This window comes from Sphingomonas sp. TX0543, from assembly GCF_048565505.1.
Lineage (GTDB): Bacteria > Pseudomonadota > Alphaproteobacteria > Sphingomonadales > Sphingomonadaceae > Sphingomonas.
Genome location: NZ_JBLZUS010000002.1, coordinates 3,389,660 through 3,414,726 on the forward strand (window position 1 = coordinate 3,389,660; position 25,067 = coordinate 3,414,726).

A 25,067-nucleotide genomic window follows, 5' to 3' on the forward strand; every position below is an offset into this window, starting at 1 on the left:
AGGGGTGCGACGGGGCGCCAGAGGGGATTGACGACGACTGTCCCACACCCTTTGTTGCCACGGTATCCGGGGGGAGAAATGCGATGCTACGCGCGATGATGGCTTTGGCCGGGTTTGCCGGGGCGGTGCTGGTGGGGCCGGCGGCGTCGGCCGGTGCGGAGCGGAGCACGCTCATCGGCGAGCGCGCACCGGATTTCGAACTGACGCTGTTCACGGGTGAGAAAGTGCGGCTGTCCGAGTTGCGCGGCACCGTCGTGGTGATCAATTTCTGGGCGACCTGGTGCGTGCCGTGTCGCACCGAACTGCCCACGCTCGATAGCTATTATCGCATCACGCAGAAGCATGGCCTGCGGGTGTTCGCGGTGACCACCGAGGATTCGGTGCCGGCCTACAGGCTCAAGCCGCTTTTCGCCAAGCTCGCGATTCCCGCCGTGCGGCGCTTGAAGGGGCCTTATGCGGTGCTGGGTGGAGTACCGACCAACTATGTCATCGATCGCGCCGGCGTGGTGCGTTACGCAAAGGCCGGCGCGCTCGATCTGGATACGCTCAACGCGGTGTTGATCCCGCTGCTGAACGAACACCCGTCCTGATCAGCGCGTCAGCGCCTTCACGCCGGGCAGTTCCTTGCCCTCCATCCATTCAAGGAATGCGCCCCCCGCAGTCGAGACGAAAGTGAATTCGTCAGCGACGCCCGCGTGATTGAGCGCGGCCACCGTGTCGCCGCCGCCCGCCACCGAAACGAGGCTGCCATCCTGCGTCAGTGCAGCCGCCGTGCGCGCAAGCGCAACCGTCGCCGAGTCGAACGGCGGTGTCTCGAATGCACCGAGCGGACCGTTCCACACCAGCGTCCGGCAAGTCTTGAGCACATCGGCCAGCGCCTCTACCGCCGCCGGGCCGACATCGAGAATCATCTCGTCGGCGGCGACCTCGTGCACGTTTACGGTGCGCGTCGGTGGGTTGGCGCGAAATTCCTTCGCCACCACCACGTCGTAGGGCAGATGGACGGTACAGCCGGCACGGTCGGCGGCATCGAGGATTTCGTCGGCGGTGCCGGTAAGATCATGTTCGCACAGGCTCTTGCCGACATTCACACCGCGCGCGGCAAGGAAGGTGTTGGCCATGCCGCCGCCGATGATAAGATGATCCACTTTCGCGACGAGATGCTTGAGCACGTCGAGCTTGGTCGAGACCTTCGCGCCACCGACGACTGCCGCGACGGGATGCTCGGGATTGCCGAGCGCCTTCTCCAGTGCGTCTAGTTCGGCCTCCATCGCGCGACCGGCATAAGCGGGCAGCGCGTGCGCCAAACCCTCCGTGGAGGCATGGGCACGATGCGCGGCGGAGAAGGCATCGTTGACGTACAGGTCGCCGAGAGCGGCGAAGCGCTCGATCACTTCGGGTGCGTTCTTCTCCTCGCCGGAGAAGAAGCGCGTATTTTCCAGCACCGCGATGTCGCCGGGCGCGAGCGCGGCGACCGCCTGCTCGTCGCCCTCCCAGTCGATGTAACGCACCGGGCGCCCGAGCACGGCGGCATAGGGATCGACGATCCGCGCCAGCGACATTTCCGCGTTGGGCTGTCCCTTCGGGCGGCCGAAGTGGGCGAGGACGAGAACGATCGCGCCTTTGTCGGCAAGCTCGGCCACGGTCGCGACGGTGGCGCGCAACCGCGTGTCGTCGCTGACCCGCCCATCGGCGAGCGGCACGTTGAGATCCTCACGGACAAGCACGCGCCTGCCGTGAATTTGTCCGATATCGTCCAGCGTCTTGAAAGGCTTGGGCATCGTTCCTCGCAATATAAGCCGTCACCGGCGACGGCGCGTCGCCGGTGACTATCCGGCGTCAGCCCAGCTTCGCCATCGCGGTCGCGGTATCGACCATGCGGTTCGAGAAGCCCCATTCATTGTCATACCAGCTCACGACGCGCACAAGCTTGCCATCGATCACCGCGGTTTCGAGGCTGTCCACGGTCGAGGAGGCAGGCGTATGCTGCAGGTCGATCGAGACGAGCGGCTCGTCGGTATAGTCCAGGATGCCCTTCAGCGCGCCGCTTTCGGACGCTGCCTTCAGGATCTGGTTTACCTCGTCCTTCGTGGTGTCGCGCTTGGGCGTGAAGGTCAGGTCGACGAGGCTGACGTCGGGGGTCGGCACGCGAATTGCCGAACCGTCGAGCTTGCCCTTAAGCTCGGGCAGCACCTCGCCCACCGCGCGCGCGGCCCCGGTGGTCGTGGGAATCATCGACATCGCCGCCGCACGCGCGCGCCGGAGGTCCGGATGGATCTGATCGAGGATCTTCTGGTCGTTGGTATAGGCGTGAACGGTGGTAATCAGGCCGCGCTCGATCCCGATCGCATCGTTAAGCACCTTGGCGACCGGCGCGAGGCAGTTGGTGGTGCAGGACGCGTTCGAAACGATCGTGTGCGATGCCTCGAGCTTGTCGTGGTTGACGCCGAACACGACCGTGAGGTCCACGTCCTTGCCCGGCGCGGAGATCAGCACCTTCTTCGCGCCCGCCGCGATATGCTTTTCGCATGCGGCGCGATCGGTGAAGAAGCCGGTGCATTCCAGCACCAGCTCGACGCCCAGTTCCTTGTGCGGCAGGTTCGCCGGATCGCGCTCCGCCGTGACCCGGATGTGCTTGCCGTCGATGACGAGATCATTGCCCTCGGCAGTCACCGTGCCGGGCCAGCGGCCGTGCACGCTGTCCCGCGCGAAAAGCCACGCATTGGACTTGGCATCGGCGAGATCGTTGATCGCGACCAGTTCGAGGTCTCCGCCCCGCTCCAGCATGGCCCGCGCCACCAGGCGGCCGATGCGCCCGAAACCGTTGATCGCAACCTTGGTCATAAAACCCTCATAGCCTCCCGATAGCGTCGGTCGGGGCGGCGTCAGCCCGCCCCATCGCTCGCGCGTGCCTTTGCGCGAGGGATGCGTCGCACGTCAACCGCGCAACGGGCCGCCGATAGCGGGCTTGTCCCGAAACCGGCTGGTTTCTATCGTGCGCGAATGACAGACTCCTCCCCGTTGCTTCGGATCGAGGCGGCCGTCGCGCGGATCGATGCCGCCGTCGCCGCCCAGCGCCAGGAAAGCGATTCGCTCGCCCGCCGCCATGCGAAACTGCGCGATGCGATGGAAAAAGCCGTTAGCGCGCTGGACGAGATTATCGCGCAGGAGGATAAATAGTGGCGACGATCACGCTGGAGATCGGCGAGAACCGCTGGCCGGTCGCCTGCCGGGACGGTGAGGAAGCGCGACTCGAGCAACTCGGATCGATGATCGCGGATCGCTGGGCCGACGCGCAGCGCGCGTCCGGCAACACCGGCACGGTACAGACGCTGCTGCTCGCCGCGCTGATGCTGGCCGATGATCTCGCCGACGCGAAGGCCAGCGCCCGCGCGCCGGGCGAGACAGATGCGCTTACCGCCATGGCCGAGCGGCTCGAAGAACTCGCGACACGCCTTGAGAAAAGCACCGCGAGCGCCTAGATTGGCGTTGGCGGGTTCTGCCCGGTACGAGCCTTGATTTATCCCTGAGGCTATTCATCATCCAAGGGGGCTGTCCCTGCGCAGATCCTGGTCTGCAGTATATGGTCCCCACCTGACGTTTTGGGCGTCGGCGGATACTCCGGCAAACGGCCATGGCGGTCCCGCCACCCTTCATGACTGACCGGACATGAGCGATCCCAGCGACAAGAGAGCGATCCGCACCGCAGCCCGCGCCGCGCGCGCCCGCTTCGTCGCCGCCGACGGCGCTGCGGTTCCCTGCCCCGCGCCGTTCCGCGCCCTGCTGTCCCCGGGCCTGACCGTCGCCAGTTACATGCCGCTCGGCAGCGAGGCCGATCCCGCGCAGCTCGCTCGCACGGCGGTGGAGGCGGGATGCGTGATCGCGCTGCCGCATGTCGTTGATCGCGCGCACCCGCTGCGCTTCCTCGCCTGGGATACCGAGGCCGCGCTGGCCGCCGGGCCGTTCGGACTGTCCCAGCCGCATGGTGACTGGGCCGAGCTGGCGCCGGATATCATCCTCACGCCGCTCGTCGCGTTCACCCGCGCGCTCGACCGGCTCGGGCAAGGCGCCGGGCATTACGATCGCGCCTTCGTGCAATTTCCCGATGCCCGGCGGATTGGGGTTGCGCTTTCGGCGCAGGAGGTGAAGGCGCTGCCGCTCGACGCGTGGGACATGCCGCTCCATGCGATCGCGACCGAGAAGGAATGGATCACGCCATGACGCCGAGCTGGCGCAAACCAGTGGGGATGTTCATCATTCTCGCGCTCATCGCAATGTGGTGCATCGCCGTGGTGAGTCTTTCCGGCATCGTCGGGCGATGGCATTGGGCGCTGCAGCTGCCCTTCTATCTCGTCACCGGCATCATCTGGATCGCGCCGTTGAAGCCGCTGCTGCGCTGGATGGAAATCGGCCGCTGGCGTTGATGCTCATATTTTATCCTGATGCGCCGAGGCGACGGAACAGCCCCGGCGCAAATCCCGCGCGATACGCAGTGCTACGCGAAACGACGAAAGCCGCCGACTAACCTGCCGCAGACGCAGGCTGACGGAGACTGGCTCGGCGATCATCCCCCGCGCCTTCGATCGCTCGATCAACCCCTATCGCGGCTGCGAGCGTGCACACACGGTTGTGTAGTAGTGGAATGTCCGGATTTGGGTGGAGAGTGGACGCCCAAGTATCAGGAGTAAAACGAGAAAAGCTGTCATAGCCGCGGATGCCAAATGATGGTTTGGCTCCTCAGCTTCGATCAGCCGTGTCTCAAATGAACCTTGAAGAATTCCGGATCGAACTCGACCCTCTTGATGGGAACGGGAATCTTGCGTTGGGCTACAAGAGATTCGAGGTTTTCGACAAAATCAGGCTTTGCGGCGGCTCCCAAGATGACCGTGGTCAACGCCGCAGCCGGGAACGGCATCTTGCCGGGGCCCTCCTTAATCTGGATACAGCGCCATTCCTGCTCGTATTCCCAAAAATCTGCCTTGCGAAGGAGGATGCGTTCCATAAGGTCAGTTCGATCTCTGTCTAACGGCCGGAACACCGGCCTTTTCGCATCATAGACGACCTTACCTGCGCCATTGAATGGGACGTGAGCGGTGGCAAATTCGAGGCAGACGCCCGAGTGATCGCGGGCGTAATGGCTCCACATAAGGATGTTTTGGCAGGACTCCGCGAACGACACGACGCCGAAACCTGCGATCGATTCCTTCCAAAGTTCGGCCGTGCTCTTCTCGCTGATCGCTGCGACGCCATCCTTGGCGATCTTCCGAGCGAAGGCGCGGCGGTTGTTGCGACCCACTTGTGCGGCACCGCGTTCTTGTCGAACGTTGATCCAGTTTTTCGCCTCACCGTATGTTCCGCGTTTATCGATGAAGGGAAAACAGTCGAACGGATCGTTGAAGTCGGTCGGATTGGAGGCCCATAGCTCGTCACCGATCAAGATGTGCCGGAGCTTGTCCATGTCTGGCGCACGATACTTATAAAGTAACTTTGGAACCTCGGGTGTGGTCTCCAAGTCAGACATTCATCCGAGCCTCAAAATCGTCCGCACGCGACCGCAGTTCTCGTACCCGTAGTCAACCCGACGAGCACGACCGCTCCATTCAGCCGGTCCGCAATCCGCTGATCCCATGCGGGTCGATTGTCATCCATAGCTCTATGATAGGCGGAAGATGCCGCTGGTCGCAACGGCGCTTACGGGATCACAGCGAAACAGTAGGAAAGGCAACAACTGGGCGAATGCCGCCGTCGCCGGTTTGACGCGCTTGAGCATTTGTTCTTTTTATGTTCTACTCCCGCTATGTTCAAGATCGCTGGCAGAGGCGCAACCGGGAATACAACGAGCAGGCGCTTCAACCTGCCCGATCGCGAGGCTGATGGCGATTGGCTCGACGCGCAACACGGAGTCGACGGTGAGCCATCCCGGCTTAGGACGACAGTCACGATTGCAAAGCCCAAGACGATCATCAGCTACAACAAGTCGCCCGATGTACCTTTCGATCGTTCCATTAACCCATTCAATGGCTGCGAGCATGGCTGCATCTACTGCTTCGCGCGGCCGAGCCATGCCTTTCACGATCTGTCCCCCGGCCTCGATTTCGAGACGAAACTGTTCGCCAAGCCCGATGCCGCGCCATTGCTGCGCGAGGAGCTGGGGAAGAAAAGCTACGTCTGCCAGCCGATCGCGATGGGAACGAACACCGATCCCTATCAGCCGATCGAGCGCGAGTGGCGGATCACGCGGCAGGTGATCGAGGTGCTGGCGGCATGTGATCATCCGCTCGTCATCACCACCAAGTCCGATCGCGTGGTGCGCGACATCGATCTGCTGGCGCCGATGGCGGCGAAGGGGCTGGTGGCGGTGGCCGTATCGATCACCTCGCTCGTGCCGCGCATCGCGATGACGATCGAGCCGCGCGCGCCGCATCCCGAGCGCCGGCTCACGGCGGTGCGACGGCTCGCGGACGCCGGTATCCCGACATATGTGAACATGGCGCCGGTGATCCCGGCGATCACGGATGACGAGGTGGAGGCGATCGTGGCGCGGGCGGCGGAGGCCGGCGCGCGCGGCGTGTCCTTCATCCCGGTCAGGCTGCCGTGGGAGGTCGCCCCGCTGTTTCGCGCGTGGCTGGACGAGCATTTCCCGGAGCGCGCGGGCAAGGTGATGTCGATCATCCAGTCGATGCGCGGAGGCGGAAGGGATAATGACCCGGGGTTCTTTACGCGGATGCGCGGGCAAGGCCCGTGGGGCGATCTGCTGCGGGCGCGATTCCTGATCGCGCGGCGGCGCCACGGGATCGAGCGCAACGGCGAAAAGATGCAATTGCGCACCGACCTGTTCCGCCCGCCGGCGGGGCCGCAAGGCGAATTGTTCTAGCTGGACCGACCCGGTGCGTGAGGCTTAGGATCGACCGCAAAGGAGCATCCCCATGACCTCGACCATCGACCGCCGCACCGACTGGACCGCGATCGGCGCCGGAGAACTGGCGGACGTCATCGCGCTGCGCCGCGCGATCCATGCCGAGCCGGAAATCGGCAACGATTGCCCGCGCACCACCAGCAAGCTGAAAGCCGCGCTCGCCGGCCTGCCGCTGGAAATCCACGACAGCAGCTCGACCACCGGCTTCGTCGCGATCCTGCGCGGCGGGCGCGCCGGCGAGGGGAGCAACACCCGCACTGTCCTGCTGCGCGGTGATATGGATGCGCTGCCGATGACCGAGGAGACCGGGCTGGATTTCGCCTCCACCATCCCCGGCGCGATGCACGCCTGCGGCCATGACGCGCACAGCGCGATGCTGGTGGGAGCGACCAGAGCCTTGTGCGCGCGCAGGGACGAACTGGCGGGAACGATCGTCTTCATGTTCCAGCCCGGCGAGGAAGGGCATCACGGGGCGCGGCACATGATCGAGGATGGCCTGCTCGACATCGCGCGGCCCGATGCCGCTTTCGCGCTCCACATCTCGCCCAACGCGCCGGCGGGCGTATTTGTGGGGCGCGACGGGCCGCTGCTCGCCTCGACGGACACAGTCCACGCGGTGGTGCGCGGCAAGGGCGGGCATGCCGCGATGCCGCATGATTGCATCGATCCGATCCCGGTGGCGTGCGAGATCGTCTCGGCGCTCCAGATGTTCATCGCCAGGCGCGTGCCGGTGAGCGATCCGGCGGTGTTGACGATCACCCAGATCCATGCCGGCTCGTCGCACAACATCATTCCCGACGAGGTGAAGCTGATGGGCACGCTGCGCACGCTGTCGGAAACGACGCGCGAGAATGCGCGCGCCGCCTTCCGCCGCATCGCGACCGACGTGGCGGCGGCGCACGGCTGTACCGCCGAGATCCGGATCGACGCGGGCTATCCGGTCACGATGTGCGATCCACGCGCGACCGGGCTGATGCGCAGCCTCGCGGGCGAGATTTCCGGCGAGCGTGGCTGGTCCGAAATGCCTGCCCCGATGATGGGCGGCGAGGATTTCTCCTATGTGCTGCGCGAAGTGCCCGGCGCGATGGCGTTCATCGGCGTCGCGCCGGAGGGCAGCGATCCGCGCACCAATCCGCCGCTACACAATACGAAGATGACGATCGAGGAATCGGTGATGGCGAAGGGCATCGCGATGCATTGCGCGGCGGCCGAACGCTATCTTGCCAGCGGTTTCGATTGAACGGGCGCGGGCATCAGCCCGCAACCGCTGCCGCGATCGCAAGCGTGCGGCGGGCATCGTCGCGGTGGAGCAGCTCCACCATCTTGCCGCCGACGCGAATCGCGCCCTTGCCGGCATTCGCTGGATCATCGAACGCATCCACGATCGCCCGCGCCCAGGCGATCTCATCCTCGCCGGGCGAGAAAACGGCGTTGGCGGGCGCGATCTGCGACGGGTGGATAAGCGTCTTGCCGTCGAAGCCCCACGCCAGCCCCTGGCGGCATTCCGCTTCTACGCGCGCGGGATCATCGATCGCGTTGCATACGCCATCGAGCGCGGCGATCCCCGCCATGCGCGCGCACAGCACCAGCTGGCTCATCGCCGGGAGCAACGGCGCGCGATCGATACCGGGGCGGCAGCGCATCTCCTTGGCCAGATCGTTCGGCCCCAGCACCAGCGCGGCAAGCCCCGTTTCAGCCGCCGCCGCGACGATCCCGGCCAGATCGACGATGCCCCGGCACGTCTCGATCATCGCCCACAACGCCGGCCCCGCCCCCAGCGGCGCGCGCGCCGCGCGCAGCGTGTCTTCGGACGAGACCTTGGGGAGCAGCACCGCATCGGGCGCCGCCCCGGCCAGCGCCGCAAGGTCATCCGCGCCCCAGCCGCTATCCGGGCCATTGACCCGCACCACCAGTTCGCGCCGGCCGAACCCGCCCTCGCGCACCGCCGCCACCGCCTGCTCGCGCGCCGCCACCTTCTGGTCGGGCGAAACGGCATCTTCCAGATCGAGGATCACGACATCGCAATCCAGCCCGCGCGCCTTCTCGATCGCCCGCGCGTTGGACGCGGGCATGAACAGCGCGCTGCGCCTCGGCCTGGTCAAAGCCTGGCCTCCACCGCGTCGTGAAACTGGCGGATGCCCGCTTCCATCGCGCCGAGCGTTATCCGGTCGACAGTGCCGGATTGCAGCCCCTCCTGCCCCAGCGCCGCGGCGCGGAAATCCTCACTGCCGAACACCCCGCCATCGAGCAGCGCCCAGCTTTTCTCCCAGTGTTTCAGCGCCTTTTCGGTTGCCGGCGGCTCCGGGATCAGCATGAAATCTTCCACCAGCACGCGATTGTGCGCCTGCGGCATCATCACCATCAGATTCACGTAATCGGGGCTGACGATCAGGACGGTGCCGGGAAAAAGCTGATAGGTGTAGGTTATCGCGGAGCGCAACGTGGGCCAGTCGCCCGCGCGCACCGCCGCCTCCTCCACATCGCGCCCCACCGCCGATCGTTGATGCGGCCCGATCGCATCGGCGGTGGAAACGCCATCCTTGAAGAACGGCCCGATCGTGTTCGCATGGAGGCGGAGCACATGATAGCTTTCCAGAAACGCATCCATGATGAGTTTCCAGTTGGCCGGCACGTCATGCGTCCGGCGCTTGAACAGATGGAGCCCGGCCAGCCCGAAGGCATCGAAATCGTGCCCCAGCGCGTCCGCCTCGGAGAAGTCGGCATGCTCGTCGAACGAAAACCAGATCAGCCCGCCCGCCTCGCGCGTCGGCAGGCGCTTCAGGCCATAGTCGGCCTTGTCGAGCCCCGGAAAGGTTTCGGCGCGCGGCAGCCCGGTGAGCTTTCCGTCCAGCGCGTAGCTCCACGCATGATAGGGGCACACCAGCCGGGGAGCGCAGACGATTTCCCTCCCTTCGACCAGACGGGTGGCGCGATGCCGGCACACGTTCAGGAACACATGCGCCGCCCCGGCCCTGTCGCGCGTGATGAGCAGCGGCTTGCCGAAGCCATCGTGCGGCACCGCCATATTCGGCTCCGGCAGCAGCGCGGATGGCGCGATGACGAGCGGCACGCGCGTGAAAATCCGCTCCTGTTCGGCCAGGTGCCGCGCGGGATCGGTATAGGCGGCCGCATCGACATAGCTGATGCGCGGCGCGCGCGGGGTGCCGCCATCGGCCAGTCTGGCGGCCAGGGCGAGTTGTCCGGCCGTTGGCTGGAGGCGGCCAGCGGGTGCGTTCATGGCTGTCCTCTCACTCTTTTCCCGCTAAGTGTCGCGGAACGTGACGCGGGGGGCAAGGGGCCAGATGAACGCACAGGCTGAACGGACGTGGGGCGACGGTTTGCGCCCCTATCTGGAAAAGGCGCCGCTCGCCGCGCTGGCGCTGGGCGTCTCATCCGGCTTTCCCTACGCGATGATCGGCGCCACGCTCACCACGCGGCTGGCGCAGAGCGGGATCGACAAGAAGACGGTGACGGCATTCAGCCTCGCCTTCCTCGTCTATAACCTGAAATTCCTGTGGGCATGGATCGTGGACGGGGTGCGGCTGCCGGGGATCGGCCGGCTTGGCCAGCGCGTATCGTGGCTGCTGATCGCGGGCGTGCTGGTGATCGCGGCCGTCACCCATCTGGCGCTGATCGATCCGCAGGCGGATATCGCGGCGACGGCGCTGGCCGCGATCCTCGTCGGCGCGGCGGGTGCGACGTTCGACATCGTCATCGACGCCTATCGAATCGAGATACTGGAGCCGCGCCAGCTGGGCGTCGGCGCCGGCATGAGCCAATATGGCTGGCGCATCGGATCCGCCGGTGCGGGCGCGCTGGCGCTGGTTATCGCCGCCCGCAGCGGATGGAGCCTGGCCTATCTCGCCTGCGCATCCTTCGCGCTGCCGGCGATGATCGCCGCGCTCGTCGTGGGCGAGCCGGAGCGACGCCATGTCGTCGCGGAGCGCAAGGGTCTGCCGGCGTTGCTGGAAGCGATCTGGCGCCCGTTCGTGCAATTCTTCGCGCGGCCCGGCGCGCTGGTGATCCTTGCATTCATCCTGATCCACAAGATCGGCGACACGCTCGCCAATCTCACCTTCCGATTGCTGTTCGACGATCTCAAATTCAGCAATGACGAGATCGCCTTCTACGATGTCGGCCTTGGCTTCTGGGCCTATCTGATCGGCATCTTCGCTGGCGGGATCCTCTATGCGCGCATGGGGCTGAAGCGATCGGTGCTGCTGGCGCTGGTGCTGATGGCAGTATCGAACCTGAGCTTCGCCGGTCTGGCCGCCGCCGGGCATTCCAACGTCGGCATGGCGGGCGCGATCGGGTTCGAGAATTTCGCCAGCGGTTTCGGCGGGGTCGCGGTGGTCGCCTATTTCTCGGCGCTCTGTGATCTGCGCTTCACCGCCGCGCAATATGCGCTGATCTCGGCGGCGGCGAGCATCCTCGGCCGGATCGTCACCGGCACGACGGCGGGCGCACTGATCGAATGGATGGGCTATGTGAACTTCTACCTGTTCACCACCGTGATCGCGCTTCCGGGCGTGCTGCTGTTCTGGTGGATGAGCCACACCGGCATGATCGATCGCTCGATCGGCAGCGCCGGCACCGCGGGGGACGGAGACGTGCGGCAGGAAGGTAGCATCTGACCCCGGCTATTCCAGCGCGAAATCCAGCGTGAAGACGGCGCCGCCCGCATCGCCATCACGCGCGCCGATCGTCATCCGCATCACTTCGGCGAAGCTGCGCGCGATCGCCAGCCCCAGCCCGCTTCCCCCGCGACTGTCCGATCCGGTGCCGCGCGCGAACGCCTCGAACAACGCCTCTGCGCCCCCGGATGGCAATCCCGGCCCCTGATCGGCGATCGACAGCCGCACGCCCTGCGGCAGCCGCTCGCCCGCGATGGTGACGCGCCCGGCGCCGTGCGTAGCGGCATTCGTCAGCAGGTTCAGCAGGATGTGATGCAGCAAGCGCGGGTCTGCGGGGACGAGCGGCAGATCGGGCGGCACACGAAAATCCAGCTTCGCATCCGGCAACAGATCGCGCAGGTCATGCACCGCCCCGGCTACCGCGTCGGTAAGGTCGACCGGCTCGATCGCGGCGGCGAGCGTACCGCTGTCGATCCGCACCATCTCGATCAGGTTGGCGAGGAACCGCCGCAGCCGCGCCAGCTCCGCGCGGGCGATCGGCAGCGCCGGCTCGGCCGGATGATTCGCCCCGATCGCATCGAGCGCCGTGCCGACCGCGGTGAGCGGCGTGCGCAGATCATGCCCGATCGACGATAGCAGCGCGGATCGCAGCCGATCGCGCTCCTCGATCACCTTCACCTCGCGAAGCTGATCCTCCAGCCGCAGCCGTTCGTGCGCGAGCGCCGCCTGCCCGAGCAGTGTCGACAGCAACGTCGCGCGCGTCGCCGGCACCGGCGCGCCGCCATCGCCGCGCGCCAGCGCCACCACCGCCAGCGTGCCCAGCGTCGTGCGCAGCGGGTGAAACTGCCAGTCGGCCGCATTGAGCGTGCCGGTGTCATAGCCGGTGACCTCGCCCCGGCTCCACGCCCATTCCGCCGCCGCGCGGTCGACCGGGCTCAGCTCGGGCGGCGTATCGGGGGGGCAGGCGGAGATCACCGTCAACGCCCCGCTCGGCGCGGCCAGCAGGAGAACCGACACGTCCAGCGTCCGCGCCAGCTCGGTGCACACCGTATCGCTGGTCGTCTGCCAATCCGAGCTGCGCGCCAGCGCCTGTCCGAACGCGGCAACCGCCGCATTCTCGACAGCACTGCGCGCGCCGATCGACGCGCGCACGCGCAGGCGATCGGCGAGGCTTGCGACAAACACGGCGATGCCCAGCAACACGATCACCGTCAGAACGCTCTGCGGGTCGGCGATCGTGAAGGTGTAGATCGGCGGCAGGAAAAAGAAATTATACGCCAGCCCCGCCAGCCCACCCGTAACGATCCCCGGCCAGCGCCCGAACAGCAGCGAGATGAGGATCACCGGCAGCAGATAGATAAGATCGATCGCGCCCGTCCCGATCACCGGCTCGACGATCGTGGCGAGCGCGGTGGTGGCCGCGATCGCGATCCCGCCGGCGGCCATGCCGCGCCAGTCCACCTTGCGCGCCGAACGCTCGGCGCGCGGCGCCGGCGCCGCCTGTTCCGAGGGGATGACATGCACCGCCAGCCCCTCGCTCTGCCGCAGCAGCCGCTCGACCACGGAGCCATGCCGCAGCTCGAACCACCAGCTCCGCCGCGACCGGCCGAGCACGAGCTGCGTCGCACGCATCCCCGCGATATGCGTGGTCAGCCCGTCGATCACGGTTTCCGCCGGCACGCTGGCGATCGTCGCGCCTAGGCTGGCGGCGAGTTGCAGCGCGTCCGCCACGCGCCGGCGCTCGTCCGGCCCGAAACCGGCGGTGCGCGGGGTTTCGATATGGATCGCCTGCCACGGCGCGCGCAGCGCATCCGCCAGGCGCTTGCCCGCGCGGACGAGCGCGTCCCCACCGGCCAGTTCGCTCACCGCCACCAGCACGCGCTCGCCGCCGGCATAGGTGCCCGACACGGCATGGGCATCCAGGAAATCAACGAGGCTGCGATCGACGCTCTGCGCGGCACGGCGCAGCGCCATCTCGCGCAGCGCGGAAAGATTTTCCTTGGAGAAGAAATGCCCCAGCGCCCGGGTCGCCTCGGCGGGAACATAGACCTTGCCCTCCTTGAGCCGGTCGATCAATTCGTCCGGCGGCAGATCGACCACTTCGATCTCCGCGCCCTCCAGCACATGATCCGGCACGGTTTCGCGCACCCTGACGCGCGTGAAGCTCGCGACCACGTCGTTGAGGCTTTCGACATGCTGGACGTTCAGCGTGGTGTGAACGTCGATCCCCGCGTCGAGCAGTTCCTCCACATCCTGCCAGCGCTTCGCATGGCGGCAGCCCTCGGCATTGGTGTGCGCCAGTTCATCCACCAGCGCGAGGCGCGGCGCACGGGCGAGCACCGCATCGAGGTCCATCTCCTCCAGCACGTGGCCGCGATGCTCGATCCGCCGGCGCGCGATGACGGGCAACGGCGCCACGAGGCGCTCGGTATCCTGTCGCCCGTGCGTTTCGACCACGGCGATGGCGACATCGACCCCGGCGGCCATCCGCTCCGCCCCCTCACGCAGCATCTCGAACGTCTTCCCGACGCCGGGCGCGGCACCGAGGAAGATCTTCAGCCGTCCGCGCTTCTCGCGCGCGGCGGCACGCAACAGGGCCTCGGGTGATGGGCGACGATCGGTCAACACGCACTCCTCATGCCGCGAGCATATGGCAAATCCGGCCGAAAGCACGCCCCGCGCCGCGATCTTTACGCGATCCTTATGCGAAACGCCCGCTTTCGCCCGCGCATCCTTATGCCCTGACCTCCTAACTGAGCCTCCGAGGCCGCATCCCGCGGTTTGCGAGGCATTTCCATGTCCGATCTGTTGTGGCTTGCCGTGCTCGGCGGCCTTTTCCTGCTCACCGTGGCGTTCATCCGCCTGTGCGACGCGGCCTGACGCGATGACGCTGCACCTGTGGCTCGCCGGCCTGACGGCGCTCGCGCTCCTTGGCTATCTCGTGGCCGTTCTCGTGCGGCCGGAGCGGTTCTGACATGACGGCTCAGGGCTGGGCGCTCATCGCCCTCTTCATCGCCATTCTTGGCCTGGCCGCGAAACCGGCCGGGCTGTGGCTCTTCGCGCTTTACGAGGGGCGGCGCACGCCGCTCCATGCGGTGCTCGGCCCGGTGGAGCGCGGCTTCTACCGCGTCGCCGGCGTGAACCCCGCGAAGGAGCAGGGCTGGCGCGCCTATGCGCTGCACATGCTGCTGTTCCAGCTCGCGACAGCGCTGCTCACCTATTTCGTGCTGCGCGCGCAGGCGGTGCTGCCGCTCAATCCCGGCAAGCTGCCCGGCGTCGGTGCGGACGGCGCGATGAACACGGCGATCTCGTTCGTCACCAATACCAACTGGCAATGGTATTCGGGCGAAAGCACGCTTTCGAACCTCAGCCAGATGCTCGCGCTGACGATCCACAATTTCCTGTCGGCCGCGACCGGCATCGCGATCGCCTTTGCGCTGTTCCGCGGCTTCGCGCGGCGCGAATGCGCCACCGTCGGGAACTTCTGGGCCGACATGACGCGCGTGACGCTCTACATCCTCGTGCCGATCAGCGTGATCTACGCGCTGTATCTCGTCTGGGCGGGCGTGCCGCAGACTTTCGTCGCCGGGATCGACACGCATACGCTGGAAGGCGCGAAGCAGACGCTCGCGCTCGGCCCGGTCGCCTCGCAGGAAGCGATCAAGATGCTCGGCACCAACGGCGGCGGATTCTTCAACGCCAATTCCGCGCATCCGTTCGAAAACCCGAGCGCGATGACGAACCTCGTCCAGATGCTCTCGATCTTCGTCCTCGGCGTGGGGCTGACCTATACCTTCGGCAAGGCCGTGGGCGATACGCGCCAGGGCTGGGCGATCCTCGCGGCGATGACGATCCTGTTCGTTGCCGGTGTCGCCGTGTCTTATGGCATGGAGGCGCATTCCACGCCGCTGATGCACCAGCTCGGTCTTGCCGGCGGCAATATGGAGGGCAAGGAAGTCCGCTTCGGCATCGTCGGCTCCGCGCTGTTCGCGGTGGTGACCACGGCGGCATCGTGCGGCGCGGTCAATGCCATGCACGACAGCTTCACCGCGCTCGGCGGGCTGATCCCGATGTTCAACATGGAACTGGGCGAAGTGGTGATCGGCGGCGTCGGCGCCGGCATCTACGGTTTCCTGCTGTTCGCGATCCTCTCGGTATTCGTTGCGGGTCTGATGGTGGGGCGCACGCCGGAATATGTCGGCAAGAAGATCGAATCGCGCGAGGTGAAGCTCGCCGTGCTGGCCATCGCGGTGCTGCCGCTGATGATCCTGGGCGGCAGCGCGATCGCCACGGTGGCGCAGGCCGGCCTCGCCGGGCCGCTCAACAAGGGGCCACACGGCTTCTCCGAGATCCTCTACGCCTTTTCCTCCGCTACCGCGAACAACGGCTCCGCCTTCGCCGGGCTCACCGCCGGCACGCCCTTCTACAACGGCTTGCTCGGCATCGCGATGTGGGTGGGGCGGTTCTTCATGATCGTGCCGGTGCTGGCGATCGCCGGCAGCCTGGCGGGCAAGAAGCACACGCCCGCCAGCGCTGGCTCCTTCCCCACCACCGGGGCGCTGTGGGTGGGTCTGCTCGTCGGGATCATCGTGATCGTCGGCGGCCTCACCTTCCTGCCGGGCCTCGCGCTCGGGCCGATCGCCGATCATTTCACCGCCGTCTCCGGCCAGCTTTTCTGAGGGCTATCCCATCATGGCCAACGCAACCTCCATGTTCTCGCCCACGTTAGTGGTGCCCGCGATCGGCGATGCCTTTCGCAAGCTCGATCCGCGCGCGCTGGTGAAGAACCCGATCCTGTTCGTCACCGCCTGCGTCGCCCTGCTGCTTACCCTGTTCCTCGCCATCGGCGGCGAGCAGGTGTCGACCGGGTTCCTCGCGCAGCTTATCGTGTGGCTGTGGCTGACGGTGCTGTTCGGCACCTTCGCCGAGGCGCTGGCCGAAGGGCGCGGGCGCGCCCAGGCCGCCTCGCTGCGCGCCACCAAGTCCGAGCTGCGCGCGAAGCTCCTCTCCGGCATCGGGGAAACCTGGGAGCTGGTTCCCGCCACGCAGCTTCAGAAGGGCGAGCTGGTGCTGGTGGAAACCGGCGATCTCGTTCCCGCCGACGGCGAGGTGGTGGAAGGCGTCGCCAGCATCAACGAGGCGGCGATCACCGGCGAGAGCGCCCCGGTGATCCGCGAGGCGGGCGGCGATCGTTCCGCCGTCACCGCGGGCACGCGCGTCATCTCCGATCAGATCAAGGTGCGCATCACCGCGGAGCCGGGCCACGGCTTCCTCGATCGCATGATCGCGCTGGTCGAGGGCGCGGAGCGGCAGAAGACACCGAACGAGGTGGCGCTGACGATCCTGCTGGTCGGCCTGACGATCATCTTCCTGATCGCCGTGGGCACGATCCCGAGCTTCGCGAGCTATGCCGGCGGCAGCGTTCCGGTCGCGATTCTCGCGGCGTTGCTCATCACGCTGATCCCCACCACGATCGCCGCCCTGCTCTCCGCGATCGGCATCGCGGGCATGGACCGGCTGGTGCGCTTCAACGTGCTCGCCAAATCGGGCCGCGCCGTGGAAGCCGCTGGCGACTGCGACGTGCTGCTGCTCGACAAGACCGGCACGATCACGATCGGCGATCGCCAGGCCAGCGCGTTCAGCCCCGTCACCGGGGTGGACGAGCGCACGCTGGCGGAAGCGGCGCTGTTCGCCAGCCTCGCCGATGAAACGCCCGAGGGCCGCTCGATCGTCGTGCTCGCCCGCGACAGGTTCGGCCTGACGCAGACGCTGCCGGCGGGTGCGGAGGTGATCCCCTTCACCGCCCAGACCCGGCTTTCCGGGCTCAGCTTCGACGGCGGCCTTGTTCAGAAGGGTGCGGTCAATTCGATCCTGCGCGCCTACCCCGATCTCGCCGCCAGCGTCGCCGCCGCCGAGCTGCGCCGCGCGACCGACGAGATCGCGCGCGCCGGCCAGACCCCGCTCGCCGTGGTCCGCGATGGGCGGCTGATGGGCGCGGTCGCGCTGAAGGACGTGGTGAAGGCGGGCGTCCGGGAACGGTTCGCCGAGCTGCGCCGCATGGGCATCCGCACGGTGATGATTACCGGCGACAACCCCCTCACCGCCGCCGCCATCGCCGCCGAGGCCGGCGTGGACGATTTCCTCGCCGAAGCGACGCCGGAGGACAAGCTGGCGCTGATCCGCAAGGAGCAGCAGGGCGGCAAGCTCGTCGCGATGTGCGGCGATGGCACCAACGATGCCCCCGCCCTCGCCCAGGCGGATGTGGGGGTCGCCATGAACACCGGCACGCAGGCCGCGCGTGAGGCCGGCAACATGGTGGATCTGGATAGCGATCCCACGAAGCTGATCGAGATCGTCGGGCTCGGCAAGCAATTGCTGATGACGCGCGGCGCGCTCACCACCTTCTCCGTCGCCAATGATGTCGCGAAATATTTCGCGATCATCCCGGCGATGTTCGTGGCGCTCTATCCCGGCCTTGGCGTGCTCAACGTGATGCACCTTTCAAGCCCGCAGAGCGCGATCCTCTCCGCGATCATCTTCAACGCGCTCATCATTCCGGCGCTGGTGCCGCTCGCGCTGCGGGGCGTGACGTACAAGCCGATGGGCGCCGGCCCGCTGCTGGCGCGCAATCTTGCCATCTACGGCGTCGGCGGCCTGCTCGCGCCATTCGCCGGCATCAAGCTGATCGATCTCGCGGTCAGCGCGCTCCATCTCGCCTGAGGGACAGTCCCATGCTCAACGACATCAAATCCGGCCTGCGCCCCGCGCTCGTGCTCACCGTGCTGTTCGCCGCGCTGCTCGGGCTCGCCTATCCGGCGCTCATCACCGGCATCGCGCAGCTCGCCTTTCCGTGGCAGGCGAACGGCAGCATCGTGACGGACACGAAGGGCCAGGCGATCGGCTCCGCGATCCTGGGGCAGCAATTCGCACAGCCCGGTTATTTCCACGGCCGCCCGTCCGCTGCCGGCAAGGGATATGATGCGCTGGCTTCCTCCGGCTCGAACTTCGGCCCTGCCGCAAAGCCGCTCGCCGATCGCCTGAAGGCCGACATCTCCAGCAATCGCCATTCACCGGACGTATTGGCTCCTCCTGCCGATCTGGTGACAGCCTCCGCCTCGGGTCTCGATCCCGATATCAGCCCCGAGGCGGCTTTTTATCAGGCGCCGCGCGTGGCGGCCGCGCGCGGCATCGGCTTTGCCACCGTCCGCGCGCTGGTGGAGCGGCACGTGCGACAACCGCTGCTCGGCTTCATCGGCGAGCCGCGCGTCAACGTGCTGGCGCTCAACCGCGCGCTCGACGCGGCCGCGCCGCGCCCCTAACACGGTGGCGATGATCAATGCCGCCCGCGTCCTGCTGATCGAGGATGATGCCGCGATCCGCCGCCTGCTTCATGCGGCGCTGACGCGGGCGGGCTATCGCGCCAGCCAGGCCGCGACGGCGCGCGAGGCGATGAGCCTCGTCGATATCGAGCGGCCCGATGCGGTGCTGCTCGATCTGGGCCTGCCCGATCGGGACGGGCTTGAGCTGGTGCAGCTCATCAAGGCGCGCGGGGATATGGTGCTGCTGGTCGTCTCCGCCCGCAACGAGACGGAGGAGAAGGTCGCCGCGCTCGATCTGGGCGCCGACGATTATATCACCAAGCCGTTCGATACCGAGGAGCTGCTCGCCCGCATCCGCACCGCGCTGCGCCATCGTCGCGCGGGCACGGCGGCGAACGACGAACTGGAGGCGGGGCCGGTATCGATCGACCTCGCCCGCCGCCGCGTCCGGCGCGACGGCATCGACGTTCATCTGACGCCGAAGGAATTCGGGGTGCTGGCCGAACTGGCGCGCCATCCCGATCGCGTCATCAGCCATGCGCAATTGCTGCGCACCGTATGGGGGCCGGCGCAGGAGGATCATGTGGAATATCTGCGCATCGTGATCCGCGCGCTGCGCGCCAAACTGGAAAGCGATCCCGCCCAGCCGCGCCTGATCGTCAACGAACTGGGTATCGGATACCGGCTGGCGACCGGTTAGGCCGTCTTGCTCGCTCGCTCACGTTTGTCCGGCGGCGTCGATCCGCCAGGGGTGACCGAGATTTGCTTCGATAAAGCGATCCCGCACAGCCGCACGTCATCATAACGGATTGGGTTGGCGGTCGTCAGGCGCTGGCACTCAGTCAGCTTATCGAGCGGCACGGCCCGGCTGGGGGCGACTTGTATCCGCCATAAAAGGCGATCAGGCGCGGTCGCGGTTCAGCGTGAACGAACCGGGCAGCGAATATCTGCCGAGGCCGGTCGGCGGTTTCGCTCAGTCCACGGTATCCAGTGGCGCCGGGCCGGTGGTGACGACCGGGATCTGCTTTACGCTGCTGTCCTGCGCGGTGAGCAGATAATCGGCGGTGGTGAGGAACGGCACCGGGTTCACCGCGTGTCCGTCGATGCGCACCTCATAATGAAGGTGCGGCCCGGTGGAGCGACCCGTCGAGCCCATCAGCGCGATCAATTGCCCGCGCTTCACGCGCATGTTGTCGCCGACCAGGATCTTGGAAAGGTGGCCATAACGGGTCGCGATGCCCTTGCCGTGGTTGATCTCGACCATGTTGCCATAGCCGCCAAGCCGCTCGGCATGGCTCACCACGCCATCGGCGGTGGCATAGATCGGCGTGCCGACCGGGCCGGGGATATCGACGCCGGCATGCATCGCGGCGGTGCCACGGAACGGGTCGCTGCGCACGCCGAAATTGCTGGAGAAATTGAGGTGCGCGACCGGCTGGACGGAGGGGATGGCGATCGCGCCCTGCCCCTGCTCCATCGTGTCCATCTTCTTCCACGTCATGAAGAGCGAGCGGAACTGCGCCTCGCCGCTCATTTCGCTCGAGGCTTCCACGCTGCTGGCGGCAAGAAGCGGGCCGCCTACGGCAGGCTTCTGGGCCGCTTCGGGCGCCGCGCTGGCATGACCGGCCAGCGACAGGGAGGCGATTGCGGTCAGGATAGCCCGACCAAGGCCCCGGGTAAGCTGCGTTGAAGAAAATTGCGACATCAGACCCCGACGAGCGACAGTTGATCGACCACCGCCGAGGCGACCCGGCGCTATTATCTCTTGTCTGGATCGCACCCCCGCGCCCCGGACGACGCTTTCTGGCTCGGACCGGTAAAGATACGCAATAGATCACGCCCTTGGTCGCGTCGGGGCGGGTCGAACGCACGTCGAGTCGTTATAACATGCGTTCAAATGCCTGAGTTTGGCTGTTTGAACCGGGGATGAATCGGCTTACACCATTGCCATCAGGCTCGCATTACCCCCTGCCGCCGTCGTGTTGATCGAGGTGGACACCTCCTCCACCAGCCAGTCGAGCCGATAGCTTCCGGCCTGCGGAAGCACGATCGGACCGGGCAGTTCGGCCAGGGTGGATAGCACGCCACGGAGCCTTTCGGTGTCGCCCTCGATCAGGGCGCCCGCGAAGGGCCCTGCCTTCGCCCAATCCGCAACCCACTCCACGCGACGCGACACCGATTGCGGCAGACCGGAGAGCCGTCCGGCCTCGCCAGCGGCCACCACTTGATTGCCGCCGGCAAGCGCGGCACCAAGTTGCGCGACGAACCCGTCGCGCGTTTCCGGCACCAGCAGAATCCGGCCGCGCGGGTGAAGCGCGTACAGATTGCGCTCACCGACCGGGCCGGGAAGTTCCACTTCAACGCCGAGCAATGACGCGCGGATCGCGTCGCGCACATGGCCTGCCGCCACGGCGTCGCCCATCTCCTCAAGCCACAGCGCCAGATCGCGCGCGGCCGGATCGCCGTTGTTCGACGAAAGCTGCGGCGGCACAGGGATACGCGTCACCAGCCGCCCGAGATAGAGCGGGCCTCCCGCCTTCGGCCCCGTTCCTGAAAGGCCGCGTCCACCGAATGGCTGCAATCCCACCACCGCGCCAATCACGTTGCGGTTGATATAGAGATTGCCTGCCCGCACCCGTTGGGTCACATGCGCGATCGTTTCGTCAAGCCGCGTATGCAGACCGAACGTGAGGCCGTAACCGGTGGCGTTGATCGCATCGATCAGCCGATCCAGCCCGTTGCGCCGATAGCGCACGACATGCAGCACCGGGCCGAACACCTCGCGCTGCAGATCGGCGATATCGTCAAGCTCGATGATCGTCGGTGGCACAAACGTGCCGTGCGCGGTCTCGCCTGCGAGCGCGATCTGCTCCACCTGCCGGCCGAGCTTGCGCATCCGCTCGATATGTCGCTCGATAGTCGCCTGCGCCTCAGCGGTGATGACCGGGCCGATATCGACCGCCAGCCGATCGGTCCGCCCTATCGACAACTCGTGCAGCGCGCCCTTGATCATCGCCAGCGTGCGATCGGCCACATCCTCCTGAAGACACAGGATGCGCAGCGCCGAACAGCGCTGGCCAGCACTGTCGAAGGCGGACGCGATCACATCTGCCACCACCTGTTCGGCAAGCGCGGAGGAATCGACGATCATCGCATTCTGCCCGCCTGTCTCGGCGATCAACGGAATCGGATGGCCATCTTGTGAAAGTCGGCCGGCCAGTTCGCGCTGGATCAGTCGCGCTACCTCAGTCGATCCAGTAAACATTACCCCCGCTGTTTCGGGTGCCGCGACCAGCGCCGCACCGATCTCGCCATCGCCGGGCAGGAGTTGCAGCGCGTCCGCGGGTACGCCCGCCTCGTGCAGGATCGCGACGCCCTGTGCGGCGATCAGCGGCGTTTCCTCTGCCGGCTTGGCGAGCACCGGATTGCCTGCGACGAGTGCGGCGGCAATTTGCCCGGTGAAGATTGCTAGCGGGAAGTTCCACGGGCTGATGCACGCGACCGGCCCGAGCGCACCATGCACCGGCCCCAGCGTGCGCCGTGCCTGTTCGGCATAATAGCGAAGGAAATCGATTGCCTCGCGCACCTCGGCGATGGCGTTGGGCAGAGACTTGCCCGCCTCGCGCACTATCAGACCAAGCAGGGTGGGCATGCGATCCTGCATGATATCCGCCGCGCGATCGAGACAGCCAGCGCGGTCCCCCGGCGATACTGCCGCCCATGCCTTTGCGGCCCCCACTGCCCGCGCCGCAGCTTCGCGCGCCTGTTCCACGGAGACCTCGATCACCGTTCCCACAACATCGCGATGATCGGCCGGATTTAGTATCTTGCGCGGCGCGCCCACGCCGTCCGCCGCCGCCGCGCGCCAGGCGTAGGTCGCGCTGGCCCGCATCGTTTCACCAAGTTCCGCGAGTACGCCTTCGTCGCTAAGATCGAGCCCCGCTGAATTGAGCCGCGCACCATACAACTCACGCGGCAACGCGATCTGCGGATGCTTTTGCCCCGGCACTGGCATCGCGCGCACCGCCGCCACCGGATCGGCGACCAGTTCCGCAATAGACACTTCCGGGTCTGCGATTCGATTCACGAACGAGGAGTTCGCGCCATTCTCCAGCAGCCGGCGGACGAGATAAGCGAGAAGCGTCTCATGCGTCCCCACCGGTGCATAAATGCGGCACGGTCGATCGAGCTTATCCTTTCCGACAACCTCGTCATAGAGCGGCTCGCCCATGCCGTGGAGGCACTGAAACTCGTAGCGGCCGATCGAGAAATCCGGCCCGGCCATCTGGTATATCGTCGCCAGCGTTTGCGCATTGTGCGTCGCGAACTGCGGGAAGACGTGGTCCGTCGCGGCCAGCAATTTGCGCGCACAGGCGATATAGGCAACGTCTGTGTGGATCTTGCGGGTATAAACCGGGAAGTCTGAAAGGCCGTCCACCTGGGCGCGCTTGATCTCCGCGTCCCAATAAGCTCCCTTCACGAGCCGAACCATGATCCGCCGCCCGCTCCGCCGCGCCAGATCGACAAGCCAGTCGATCACGAACGGACAGCGCTTGCCATAGCCCTGCACCACAAATCCGAGTCCATTCCAGCCAGCGAGTTCGGGATCGAGGGCAAGGCTTTCGAGCAGGTCGAGCGAGAGCTCCAGCCGGTCGGCCTCTTCCGCGTCGATGTTGAAGCCGATGTCATGGCCTTTCGCCATGGCAGCCAGCGCTTTCACGCGCGGCAGCAACTCGCCCATTACCCGTGCCGCCTGGGCGCGCGAATAGCGCGGGTGCAGCGCGGATAGCTTGATCGAGATGCCCGGCCCGCCATAGACGCCGCGCCCGCCCGAAGCATTGCCGATCGCGTCGATCGCCTTTTCGTAATCGCGGTAGTAGCGGTCCGCATCCGCAGCCGTCGTGGCTGCTTCGCCCAGCATGTCGTAACTGTACTGGAAGCCTCGCGCCTCCAGTGCTTTCGCCCGCTTCACCGCCTGTTCGATCGTCTCCCCGGTGACGAACTGTTCGCCCATCATCCGCATCGCCATGTCCACCCCGCGCCGGATCACCGGCTCTCCGGCGCGCGCGATCAGCCGGGTCAGCGCAGCGCCAAGACCGCTGTCGTTGACACTGCTGGTCAGCTTGCCGGTGACGACAAGGCCCCATGTCGCCGCATTGACGAACAGCGAGCGTCCGTCCCCCACATGCGCGCGCCAGTCCCCGCCGGCGATCTTGTCACGGATCAGCGCGTCACGCGTCGCATCATCGGGGATGCGCAGTAACGCTTCGGCAAGGCACATCAGCGCCACGCCCTCCTGGCTCGACAGCGCATATTCCTGAACGAGGCCCTCGACCCCGTCGCCCTTGCGCTTGGCGCGCAGCGTCGTGATGAGCGCGGTCGCAGTGCGTTCTGCCTCGACCACCATCCACGGGGCCAATGTCGCATCTTCCATCAGCGCTCGCACGCATTCCACCTCGGGCCGGCGATAGGCGGCGGTGATCGCTTCGCGCAGCGCAGACTGTGCACGAACGGACGGGGCGAAATCTGCGAACAGCGGCGAGGTAGCGTTTGTCATGCCGTCCGGTAGCAGATTATTCGATAGCAATCCGCCTGATGATCGATCAAATCAGGACCATCTGAACTAATTGAAGCTGATGCTTTGAGTTAAACAGGCTAGATAGCATTGAAAGATAGTCCGATCGACCCATTCGACCAGCGCATCATCGAAGCGTTACGCGACGACGGACGGATGTCCGTGACCGAGCTCGCCGGAAGAGTCGGCCTGTCGAAAACCCCGTGCCAGATCCGGCTTCGGCGATTGATCCATGATGGCTATATCCGCGGCTTCCGCGCGGTGATCGATGCGACCAAGCTTGGGCTGGATCACATCGCCTTTGCCGAAGTCAAACTGTCGGACACGCGCGAAGCCGCGCTGGAGGAGTTCCGCCGCGCGGTCCTGAAGATCCCCGAGGTGGAGGAATGCCATATGATCGCGAGCAGCTTCGATTATCTGCTCAAGGTCCGCACGGCGGACATCCGGCGCTATCGCGTCGTGCTGGGTGAGCGTATCTCCAGCCTGCCGCATGTGGCCAGCACATCGACATTCGTTGCGATGGAAACGATTCGCGAAGCCTCGATGTGATCTCTTGCAAACGAAACACGGGATGGTCGGAGACAGATTCCTGACCTAATTTTTCCACGCGCTAAGGCATTGAT

22 protein-coding genes are annotated in these 25,067 nt (G+C 66.2%); 14 read left to right on the forward strand and 8 right to left on the reverse strand.

The features are described 5' to 3' along the window. Window positions 1–83 precede the first annotated feature (83 nt). A complete protein-coding gene (locus tag ACM61V_RS16885) occupies window positions 84–590 on the forward strand; it encodes a TlpA family protein disulfide reductase (RefSeq protein WP_249341723.1) in 507 nt (168 codons plus the stop codon). Here the strand turns inward: ACM61V_RS16885 and ACM61V_RS16890 are convergent, their stop codons facing one another. Both ACM61V_RS16890 and gap read right to left on the reverse strand, forming a co-directional pair. Beyond that, window positions 591–1,781: a phosphoglycerate kinase gene (locus ACM61V_RS16890; RefSeq protein ID WP_137788185.1), complete on the reverse strand. Its 1,191-nt coding sequence runs from the start codon at window positions 1,779–1,781 to the stop codon at window positions 591–593. It lies immediately after the preceding gene. A 58-nt stretch (window positions 1,782–1,839) separates the two neighbouring features. Continuing rightward, a complete protein-coding gene (gap, locus tag ACM61V_RS16895; protein ID WP_419714196.1) occupies window positions 1,840–2,844 on the reverse strand; it encodes a type I glyceraldehyde-3-phosphate dehydrogenase in 1,005 nt (334 codons plus the stop codon). Between the two features lie 159 nt (window positions 2,845–3,003). Here gap and ACM61V_RS16900 point away from each other — a divergent pair, with 159 nt between their 5' ends. From ACM61V_RS16900 to ACM61V_RS16915, 4 genes are all read left to right on the forward strand, one after another. After that, entirely contained in the window at window positions 3,004–3,180 is a 177-nt protein-coding gene (locus tag ACM61V_RS16900) for a hypothetical protein (protein ID WP_171007677.1), read from the forward strand. Then, window positions 3,180–3,482, forward strand: coding sequence for a cell division protein ZapA (gene zapA / locus ACM61V_RS16905; protein ID WP_419714197.1), 303 nt, complete (start codon window positions 3,180–3,182; stop codon window positions 3,480–3,482). The genes ACM61V_RS16900 and zapA overlap by 1 nt, the downstream gene beginning before the upstream one ends. A gap of 187 nt (window positions 3,483–3,669) precedes the next feature. Further along, the gene (locus ACM61V_RS16910) at window positions 3,670–4,221 is read left to right on the forward strand and encodes a 5-formyltetrahydrofolate cyclo-ligase (protein WP_137788182.1); all 552 of its coding nucleotides are present in this window, start codon (window positions 3,670–3,672) and stop codon (window positions 4,219–4,221) included. Continuing rightward, complete coding sequence (locus ACM61V_RS16915; protein ID WP_137788181.1) at window positions 4,218–4,424, forward strand: DUF2842 domain-containing protein; 207 nt, start codon at window positions 4,218–4,220, stop codon at window positions 4,422–4,424. The genes ACM61V_RS16910 and ACM61V_RS16915 overlap by 4 nt, the downstream gene beginning before the upstream one ends. A gap of 323 nt (window positions 4,425–4,747) precedes the next feature. Here the strand turns inward: ACM61V_RS16915 and ACM61V_RS16920 are convergent, their stop codons facing one another. Further along, a complete protein-coding gene (locus ACM61V_RS16920; protein WP_137788180.1) occupies window positions 4,748–5,521 on the reverse strand; it encodes a DUF2971 domain-containing protein in 774 nt (257 codons plus the stop codon). Window positions 5,522–5,797: 276 nt separating this feature from the next. Here ACM61V_RS16920 and ACM61V_RS16925 point away from each other — a divergent pair, with 276 nt between their 5' ends. Both ACM61V_RS16925 and ACM61V_RS16930 read left to right on the forward strand, forming a co-directional pair. Further along, entirely contained in the window at window positions 5,798–6,874 is a 1,077-nt protein-coding gene (locus tag ACM61V_RS16925) for a PA0069 family radical SAM protein (protein ID WP_137788179.1), read from the forward strand. A 52-nt stretch (window positions 6,875–6,926) separates the two neighbouring features. Beyond that, complete coding sequence (locus ACM61V_RS16930; protein ID WP_137788178.1) at window positions 6,927–8,156, forward strand: M20 metallopeptidase family protein; 1,230 nt, start codon at window positions 6,927–6,929, stop codon at window positions 8,154–8,156. A gap of 13 nt (window positions 8,157–8,169) precedes the next feature. Here the strand turns inward: ACM61V_RS16930 and ACM61V_RS16935 are convergent, their stop codons facing one another. Beyond that, window positions 8,170–9,018 carry an HpcH/HpaI aldolase/citrate lyase family protein gene (locus ACM61V_RS16935; RefSeq protein WP_249341722.1) on the reverse strand — a complete coding sequence of 283 codons (849 nt, stop codon included), beginning with the start codon at window positions 9,016–9,018 and terminating at the stop codon, window positions 8,170–8,172. Then, window positions 9,015–10,154, reverse strand: coding sequence for an aromatic ring-hydroxylating oxygenase subunit alpha (locus tag ACM61V_RS16940; RefSeq protein ID WP_137788177.1), 1,140 nt, complete (start codon window positions 10,152–10,154; stop codon window positions 9,015–9,017). Before ACM61V_RS16940 ends, ACM61V_RS16935 begins: the two co-directional genes overlap by 4 nt. A 64-nt stretch (window positions 10,155–10,218) precedes the next feature. On the opposite strand from ACM61V_RS16940, the gene ACM61V_RS16945 reads away from it, so the two are divergent. Next, window positions 10,219–11,550 (forward strand): AmpG family muropeptide MFS transporter, encoded by a 1,332-nt coding sequence (locus ACM61V_RS16945; protein WP_419714198.1) that lies wholly within the window; start codon window positions 10,219–10,221, stop codon window positions 11,548–11,550. 6 nt (window positions 11,551–11,556) lie between these two features. Here ACM61V_RS16945 and ACM61V_RS16950 read toward each other — a convergent pair whose 3' ends face one another. After that, on the reverse strand, window positions 11,557–14,175 hold the full coding sequence (locus tag ACM61V_RS16950) for a sensor histidine kinase (RefSeq protein ID WP_249341721.1): 2,619 nt from the start codon (window positions 14,173–14,175) through the stop codon (window positions 11,557–11,559). A 259-nt stretch (window positions 14,176–14,434) separates the two neighbouring features. Between ACM61V_RS16950 and kdpF the strand changes: the two genes are divergently transcribed. From kdpF to ACM61V_RS16975, 5 genes are read left to right on the forward strand one after another with little or no spacing between them, the layout of a single operon-like run. Then, on the forward strand, window positions 14,435–14,524 hold the full coding sequence (gene kdpF / locus ACM61V_RS16955; RefSeq protein WP_137788175.1) for a K(+)-transporting ATPase subunit F: 90 nt from the start codon (window positions 14,435–14,437) through the stop codon (window positions 14,522–14,524). A gap of 1 nt (window position 14,525) precedes the next feature. Then, a complete protein-coding gene (gene kdpA / locus ACM61V_RS16960; protein ID WP_137788174.1) occupies window positions 14,526–16,229 on the forward strand; it encodes a potassium-transporting ATPase subunit KdpA in 1,704 nt (567 codons plus the stop codon). Between the two features lie 13 nt (window positions 16,230–16,242). Next, entirely contained in the window at window positions 16,243–18,270 is a 2,028-nt protein-coding gene (gene kdpB / locus ACM61V_RS16965; protein WP_419714199.1) for a potassium-transporting ATPase subunit KdpB, read from the forward strand. An 11-nt stretch (window positions 18,271–18,281) separates the two neighbouring features. After that, window positions 18,282–18,869, forward strand: coding sequence for a potassium-transporting ATPase subunit KdpC (gene kdpC / locus ACM61V_RS16970; RefSeq protein WP_137788172.1), 588 nt, complete (start codon window positions 18,282–18,284; stop codon window positions 18,867–18,869). A 10-nt stretch (window positions 18,870–18,879) separates the two neighbouring features. Beyond that, a complete protein-coding gene (locus tag ACM61V_RS16975; RefSeq protein WP_171007674.1) occupies window positions 18,880–19,569 on the forward strand; it encodes a response regulator in 690 nt (229 codons plus the stop codon). A gap of 273 nt (window positions 19,570–19,842) precedes the next feature. Here the strand turns inward: ACM61V_RS16975 and ACM61V_RS16980 are convergent, their stop codons facing one another. Continuing rightward, the gene (locus ACM61V_RS16980; protein ID WP_137788171.1) at window positions 19,843–20,574 is read right to left on the reverse strand and encodes a M23 family metallopeptidase; all 732 of its coding nucleotides are present in this window, start codon (window positions 20,572–20,574) and stop codon (window positions 19,843–19,845) included. Between the two features lie 231 nt (window positions 20,575–20,805). Then, complete coding sequence (gene putA, locus ACM61V_RS16985) at window positions 20,806–24,426, reverse strand: trifunctional transcriptional regulator/proline dehydrogenase/L-glutamate gamma-semialdehyde dehydrogenase (RefSeq protein WP_419714200.1); 3,621 nt, start codon at window positions 24,424–24,426, stop codon at window positions 20,806–20,808. 108 nt (window positions 24,427–24,534) lie between these two features. Here putA and ACM61V_RS16990 point away from each other — a divergent pair, with 108 nt between their 5' ends. Continuing rightward, a complete protein-coding gene (locus ACM61V_RS16990) occupies window positions 24,535–24,993 on the forward strand; it encodes an Lrp/AsnC family transcriptional regulator (RefSeq protein ID WP_137788169.1) in 459 nt (152 codons plus the stop codon). Window positions 24,994–25,067: the final 74 nt, after the last annotated feature.